The organism is Deferrisoma sp. (genome assembly GCF_054681715.1).
In genome coordinates this window covers 1-5,776 of the sequence record NZ_BAAHFQ010000175.1, presented here as the reverse complement: position 1 = coordinate 5,776, position 5,776 = coordinate 1, and the positions used below count along the sequence as shown (strand labels likewise).

Genomic DNA, 5,776 nt, shown 5'->3' with positions numbered 1-5,776 from the left:
TCACGTTCTCCACCGGCCGGTCGCGGCCCTTGAAATGAGATGGGTTCGAGCCCATCACCGCCTCCCACTGGGCCTGGGTCACCTCGGTCTTCCCCATCCAGAACCCGTCCACGCACACCTCGTGCACCGGGTTCTCGTCACCATCTCCGTCGCCCCAGAGATACCCCATCTGGAAGCACCCCCCCTCCACCCACACGAACTCCATCCCGGTCACCGGGTCCACCGGGTTCCGGGCGAACCCCAGCCATGCAAGCCGCCTTCTCGCCGCCTGCGCCTCCGGACCCTCGGGACACACCTCGAGAAACCGCCCCACCGCCGCCTCGTCGGCCTTGTCGGTGCGCGCCCAGACCTCACCACAGGTCATCGTCGAGAGGTCGTAGCGCGCCCCCTCCGGGTCTTCCAGCACGTACCCCACGCCCTCGGCCCCCGGTCGCCCCCGCAGGAAGACGAGGTCGGGGTTGTGGTAGTAGATCCTGGCCTTCTGGCGCGGAATCCCCACCTTCCACAAGCTCGTTCCCCGGCCCCGTCCCTCCTCGATCCGCACCGTGAAGGTCTCGGTGGCCAGGTCGTACCCCTCGAACCGCCAGGTCACCCCGGGCCCCACGTCGTACACCGTCCCGCGCAACTCCGCGATCCGCTCGTCGAATCCGGCCAGTTCCCGGTCCCGCGCCGCCGCCAACTCCGCCGTCAGTTCCCGCTTCTTCGCCTCCCACTCCGCCCCGATCCGCCTCGCCTCCTCCGCCGCCTTCGCCACCCGCGCCCGGTAGTCCTCCTCCGTCTCGAACATCTCGTCGCGCGGCTCCACCTGCCGCGCCGCCTCCATCCGCCCCCGGTACACCGGCTCCAGCGGCGCCACCAGGGCCTCCAGTTCCGCCTCGTACTCCCGCGCCAACTCCTCTTTCGCCTTCTCCAGCCTCTCGATCTCCTCCACCGCATCCCCCAGGGTCATCGCCCCCGTCCCCCCGCGCCGCCGCATCGCCTCCGCCTTCTCCCGAAGCGCCGCCAGCCGCGCCTCTTTCTCCGACGCCCGCTGCCGCGCCTCCGCCTCCGCCCGCGCCACCATCTCCTTCACCCGGGCCATCTGCTCCGCCCGTTTCTCCGCCGCCTTCCTCTTCAGCCGCTCCAGCTTCGCACGCGCCTCCGCCAGCCGCCTCTCCCGCTCCGCCCGCGCAGCCGCGCTCTCCCCCTCGCCCCCCTTCGCCATCCGCTCAATCTCCGCCTCCAGCTCCCCCTGCGCCTTCTCCAGCACCTCGAGCGTGCCCTCGTCCACCCGCACCAGGTCGCCCACCCCCGCGCTGCCACGCACCACCGCCCCCTTGCTCACCCGCTCGTCCGCGTACGTCACCTCCACCTCCCCCACCTCCCGCTTCTCCTCCCCCACCGCTTCCCCCCGGTCGTTCCGCAGCACCTCCACCCGAAACACCCGGTACCGCGCCCCCTTCTCCACCCCGTCGAGCCGCCCCGCGTCCAGCACCACCTCACCCCCCTCCAGCGCCGTCACCTCCGCCAGCACCGGCACCCGCGCCGCCAGCCTCTGCGCCAGTTCCTTCACCGCACCCCGCACCGCCTCGAACTCCGGCGTGCTGCTCACCTCCTCCGCCGCCTCGATGTCGTTGCGGCCCAGGTCCACCACCTGCGCCGTCAGGGTGATCTTCCCCAACAGCTTCGCCACCCGCCCCACGATCACCTTCTCGGCGTTGAGCATCTGCCCCAACTTCACCGCGCACCCCTGGTCGGTGCACCCCGACATCTGAAACTCCATCTCCTTGGCGATGGCCTCCATCTGGCTGCGCTGCACGATGATGTACCGCCGCATCCGCGCCAGTTCCGTGCGAAGAAGGTCCGACACCGCCTTCGCCTCGTCGACCGTCACCCCCGTGGCCTCCAGGTCGGCCACCACCGCCACCGGCCGCACCGACGCCCACGCCGGCCCCCAGCACGCCCAGGCCACGCACGCCGCCAGAACCACCCGCTTCCCGAACCGCACCATCTCCTCCTCCTGAACCGCTTCCCGACCCGGGACGACACGTGCCCCCCCCGGCGGGGGGCGCCTTTGCCCCCGAGGGCAAGGCGACCCGGGGCTGCCAGCCGGGTCGACCGCCGTGAATGGTGAATCGTGTAGTCGTGAATGGGGAATGGGGAATCGTTCTTGGGGCCGGGCGTTCGCCCCACGCCGCCGCCCGCGGGAGCGGCTTCCGGGGTGGGCGGCTAGCCGCCGCCGGCCCCCAGCGCTTCCGCGATACGCCGGCCGCAGGCCCGCGGGCCGGCGCACACGGTCTCGACCCGCGCGGTTTCCGCGCCCGAGTCGAGGTCGGTCATCCGGGCCTCCACCGCCATTCCCCCGGCCCCCGGCCCCACCCGGCCCGTGACCAGCCGCGCCGCCCCCAGCATCCGCCCGAACGCCTCCCCGCACGTCTCGTCCACGCCCCCGCACGGTTGCGCGGGCAGCGACACGGCTGCGGCCAGGGCTTCGGCCTCCTCGGGCGTCACCACCACGACCCCGGGCCGCTCCGCCAGAGCCTCGCGCACCGCCTCCGTGAGGGCCCGGGCCGAGGCCTCCCACCCCGGGGCCGCCGTGAACCCGCTCACCATCACGGCCACCGGTTCGCCGGCCCGGGCCGCGGCCGCCGCGCCGAGCGCCAGGGCCGCAGCGAACACCGTCCGCAGGCGCCGGCCCGCCCTCACCGCCCGTACCGCCCCGAGAGCACGATCTTGAACCGGCCCGGCCGGGCCCCCTCGGCCTCGAGTTCCACCGTGCGAAAGAACGCGCCCGCCCCCTCGGGCGGGGTCACGGCCACCTCGAGCGGCCGACTCTCTCCCGGGCCCAGAACGAGGGGCAGAGCCCCCTCCACGGCCACGCCCTCTCCCGGCGGCCCGGCCAGCCCCACCCGCACCTCCCGGCCGGTGCGGTTTCGGAGCACCGTGCGCACCACGCGCCGCCCGCCCCCCCGCACCGTGCCCAGGTAGTGCACCCGGGGTTCCAGGCCGAGGTCCTCCGTGACCCGCGCCCTCAGGGTCAGGGTGAGTTTGGGGGTGTCGGGATCGTCGGTGGTAAGCACCACGTCCTTCGTGACCTCGCCCCGGAACCACAGGGTCGAGAACACCGTGCGCACCCGGCCCACGCCCCCGGGCGGAACCCGCGCGTCCAGAATCTCGCTGTTCGTGCATGGGCAGGTGTCTTCCACGGCGACGAGCCTGAGCGGCCGCCCCCCCGCGTTCGCCACCTCGAACACGTGCTCCGCCCTCTCCTGCTGCCCCATCTCCCCGAGGTCGGCCACCGGCGCCGCGACCCGGGCGTCCTGGGGCCCCCGGGGCCCGCAGCCCGCCGCCAGCGCGGCCAACGCGAGCGCCACTCCCAGCCACCGCATCATCCCCCGCCTCCTTTCCTCGGCAACCCCTGGAGGAACGCCTCCAGTTCCCGGAGCTTCGGCTCCTGGTACATCTCCCAGGCCATCACCACCCGCCCGTCAGGCCCTACCAGCACGTTGGTGGGCAACTGGGAGACCCCGTAGCTTTTGGCCACCCGGTTGAACTTGTCGGAGAGCACCCGCATGCCCGCCCCGCCCGCCCGGGCCAGGTAGTCGTCCACCCCCCTGAGGCCGAACCGGTCGAGGCACACGAGCACCACCCGGAACCCCCGGTCGGCGTACGCCGCCTCGAGGGCCCGAAGTCGCGGGATCTCCTCAGCGCAGGGCTCGCACCAGGTGGCGAAAAACGAAAGCAGCGTGTACCCGTCCTCGAACAACCGGCTCGCCAGAACCAGCTTCGTCGGATCCCCGAGTTCCCGGAGCCCGAAGGCCGGGGCCTCGGCCCCCGGGGCGGGCGGCGCGGCCCAGGCGGCCCCGGCGGCGAGGGCGGCACACAGCACCCCGGTCAGGATGCCCTTCGGTATGGGTCCCATGATCTTCCCGAGCCTCCTTCCTGCCTTCCCGTGGACGGCCGGCGGCGCCAGCCCGCGACACCCTGCCCCGGCGGGCCTTCGGCCCGGATCGCGCCCGGGAGGGCGCCCCCGCAACTGCCGCCAACCCCCGGGCCCCGGGGGGCCCGCCCACGAGGCGCGATTCCCCCTTCGGCTTCACCCACATCCCCCGGGGCCTCCCGGCGGGGGCCCCCGCTCACGGGCCCCGGCGCCAGGCCAGGGCCACGCTGCGCCTCGCGTGCCAACTCGCGGCAGGAAGCGCGTGCCCCAGCCATCCGGCCCACGAGGCCCGGCACCACGCCGCTGTCGCCCGTCGCTGGTCGTGAGCCCTCCGCAACCAGACCATCCGGCGGCGGGCGCGCCGCACGTTCTCCTTGGGCAGGCGAAGGTGCGTAGAAAACACCCGGTACCCCACGAACCGAACGCCGTCTTCGGAACGGCCCACGGTCCGCCGAGTGGGGTGGACCCTGAGGCGCAGCCCCTCGAGGCACCGATCCACCGCGGCCAGCACCCGCAGGCCGTCTGCCGGGCTTTCGATGCCCACCACCACGTCGTCCACGTACCGGGCGCACCTCCGCCCGAGGTCCCGGGCCAGGAACCGGTCGAGGGGGTCCAGGTACACGTTCCCGAAGAACTGGCTCGTCTGGTTCCCGATCGGCAGCCCCTTGCGCCGCTCCAGCGGCGTGAACAGGCCGTCGCCGGGAAAATGGTCGAGCACCGGCTCCTGCGGGTTCGACCCGTCGATGATCCGGCCGCAGAGCCACAGCACCCCCCCGTCGTCCACCCCCTCGGCGAGCAACCCCTTGAGCAGCGCGTGGTCGATGGAGGGGAAGTACTTGCGCACGTCGAACTGGAGTACCCAGGGGTGCCGCCGCAGAATCGCCTGCACGCGCCGGACCGCCGCATGGGTGCCGCGGCCCTTGCGGTTCGCATACGTCCAGGGCTGGAACCGCCGCTCCCAGGCCGGCTCCAGCACCCCCACGAGGGCGTGGTGCACCACCCGGTCGCGAAACGGCGCCGCGCTGATCTTGCGCGGCTTGCGGTCGTAGACCCAGAACTCCCGGTACGGGCCGGGCCGGTAGGCCCGCTCCCGCAACTCGCGGCTCAGCGTCCAGAGCTCCTCCTCCAGGCGCAGGAAGAACGCGTTGGCGCCCGGGTCCCCCGCCTTGCCCCGCCGGGCGCGGCCGAAGGCCCAGTGCAGGTGCTCAAACGAGCACAGGCGGTCGAATCTCCCGGCGGGCACCCCCTTCACGGCGCACCCCCCGGCCAAAAATCCGGGGCGCGGAGACGCCCCCCGCGCCCCCCTAGGTCGTTTGGCCCGGCCGACGGCGGCCGGACACGGGAACGGACCCCATGGAACATCTCGCCTAGCCCGGCGTCCGTGAACGCCGGGCACCTCGGCCCCGCGACGTGCCTGCCGGCGGCGACCAGCCGGAACCCCTGGTTGTTGTTGCGGTTGTCCGGGGTGTTCCTGTTGCGGTTCGCGGCCCGCACGTTCCTGGGTTTGTTGTTCCAGGACCCGCCGCGCACCACGCGCCGGTCACGCCGGATCCGTCCCCTGCTCCCCTGCATCGTCTCCCCGTACCGTGCCGGTCTCCTTGGCCAGCCACCCGCCCAGGAGCCGGCCGATCTCGTCCATGCGCCCCGCCGCGTACTCGTACTGGCCGAAAGCGGTGAACCCCAGGTCCCGGGCCATGCGCACGTGGTGCCGCAGCTTTTCCAGCGTTTCGTCCGCCCGTCGCAGGGCCCCCACGCGGCCCCGCCGGTCCCTCCGCTTCGCTGCCTCCACGAGCGCGTCGTAGACCCCCAGGGCCCCCTGCTCGATCCGCTGCCCCAGCACGAAGCGCTGGTCCCGCG

6 protein-coding genes are annotated in these 5,776 nt (G+C 73.4%); all 6 read right to left on the bottom strand.

The features are described 5' to 3' along the window. Nucleotides 1–1,990 (bottom strand): formylglycine-generating enzyme family protein (locus ACY0I8_RS15710; RefSeq protein WP_461395493.1); only part of this gene is annotated, 1,990 nt, incomplete at its 3' end. Nucleotides 1,991–2,208: 218 nt separating this feature from the next. Beyond that, nucleotides 2,209–2,685: a hypothetical protein gene (locus ACY0I8_RS15705; RefSeq protein WP_461395492.1), complete on the bottom strand. Its 477-nt coding sequence runs from the start codon at nt 2,683–2,685 to the stop codon at nt 2,209–2,211. Continuing rightward, nucleotides 2,682–3,371: a DUF1573 domain-containing protein gene (locus ACY0I8_RS15700; RefSeq protein ID WP_461395491.1), complete on the bottom strand. Its 690-nt coding sequence runs from the start codon at nt 3,369–3,371 to the stop codon at nt 2,682–2,684. Before ACY0I8_RS15700 ends, ACY0I8_RS15705 begins: the two co-directional genes overlap by 4 nt. Beyond that, on the bottom strand, nt 3,368–3,901 hold the full coding sequence (locus ACY0I8_RS15695) for a TlpA disulfide reductase family protein (protein WP_461395490.1): 534 nt from the start codon (nt 3,899–3,901) through the stop codon (nt 3,368–3,370). Before ACY0I8_RS15695 ends, ACY0I8_RS15700 begins: the two co-directional genes overlap by 4 nt. A 214-nt stretch (nt 3,902–4,115) precedes the next feature. After that, a complete protein-coding gene (locus tag ACY0I8_RS15690) occupies nt 4,116–5,171 on the bottom strand; it encodes a reverse transcriptase domain-containing protein (protein ID WP_461395489.1) in 1,056 nt (351 codons plus the stop codon). Between the two features lie 288 nt (nt 5,172–5,459). Further along, nucleotides 5,460–5,776 (bottom strand): four helix bundle protein (locus ACY0I8_RS15685; protein WP_461395488.1); only part of this gene is annotated, 317 nt, incomplete at its 5' end.

Bases quoted from the DNA above. Each gene is read 5' to 3' on its own strand.
- ACY0I8_RS15700 (WP_461395491.1), bottom strand. From the start codon at position 3,371: ATGATGCGGTGGCTGGGAGTGGCGCTCGCGTTGGCCGCGCTGGCGGCG.
- ACY0I8_RS15695 (WP_461395490.1), bottom strand. From the start codon at position 3,901: ATGGGACCCATACCGAAGGGCATCCTGACCGGGGTGCTGTGTGCCGCC.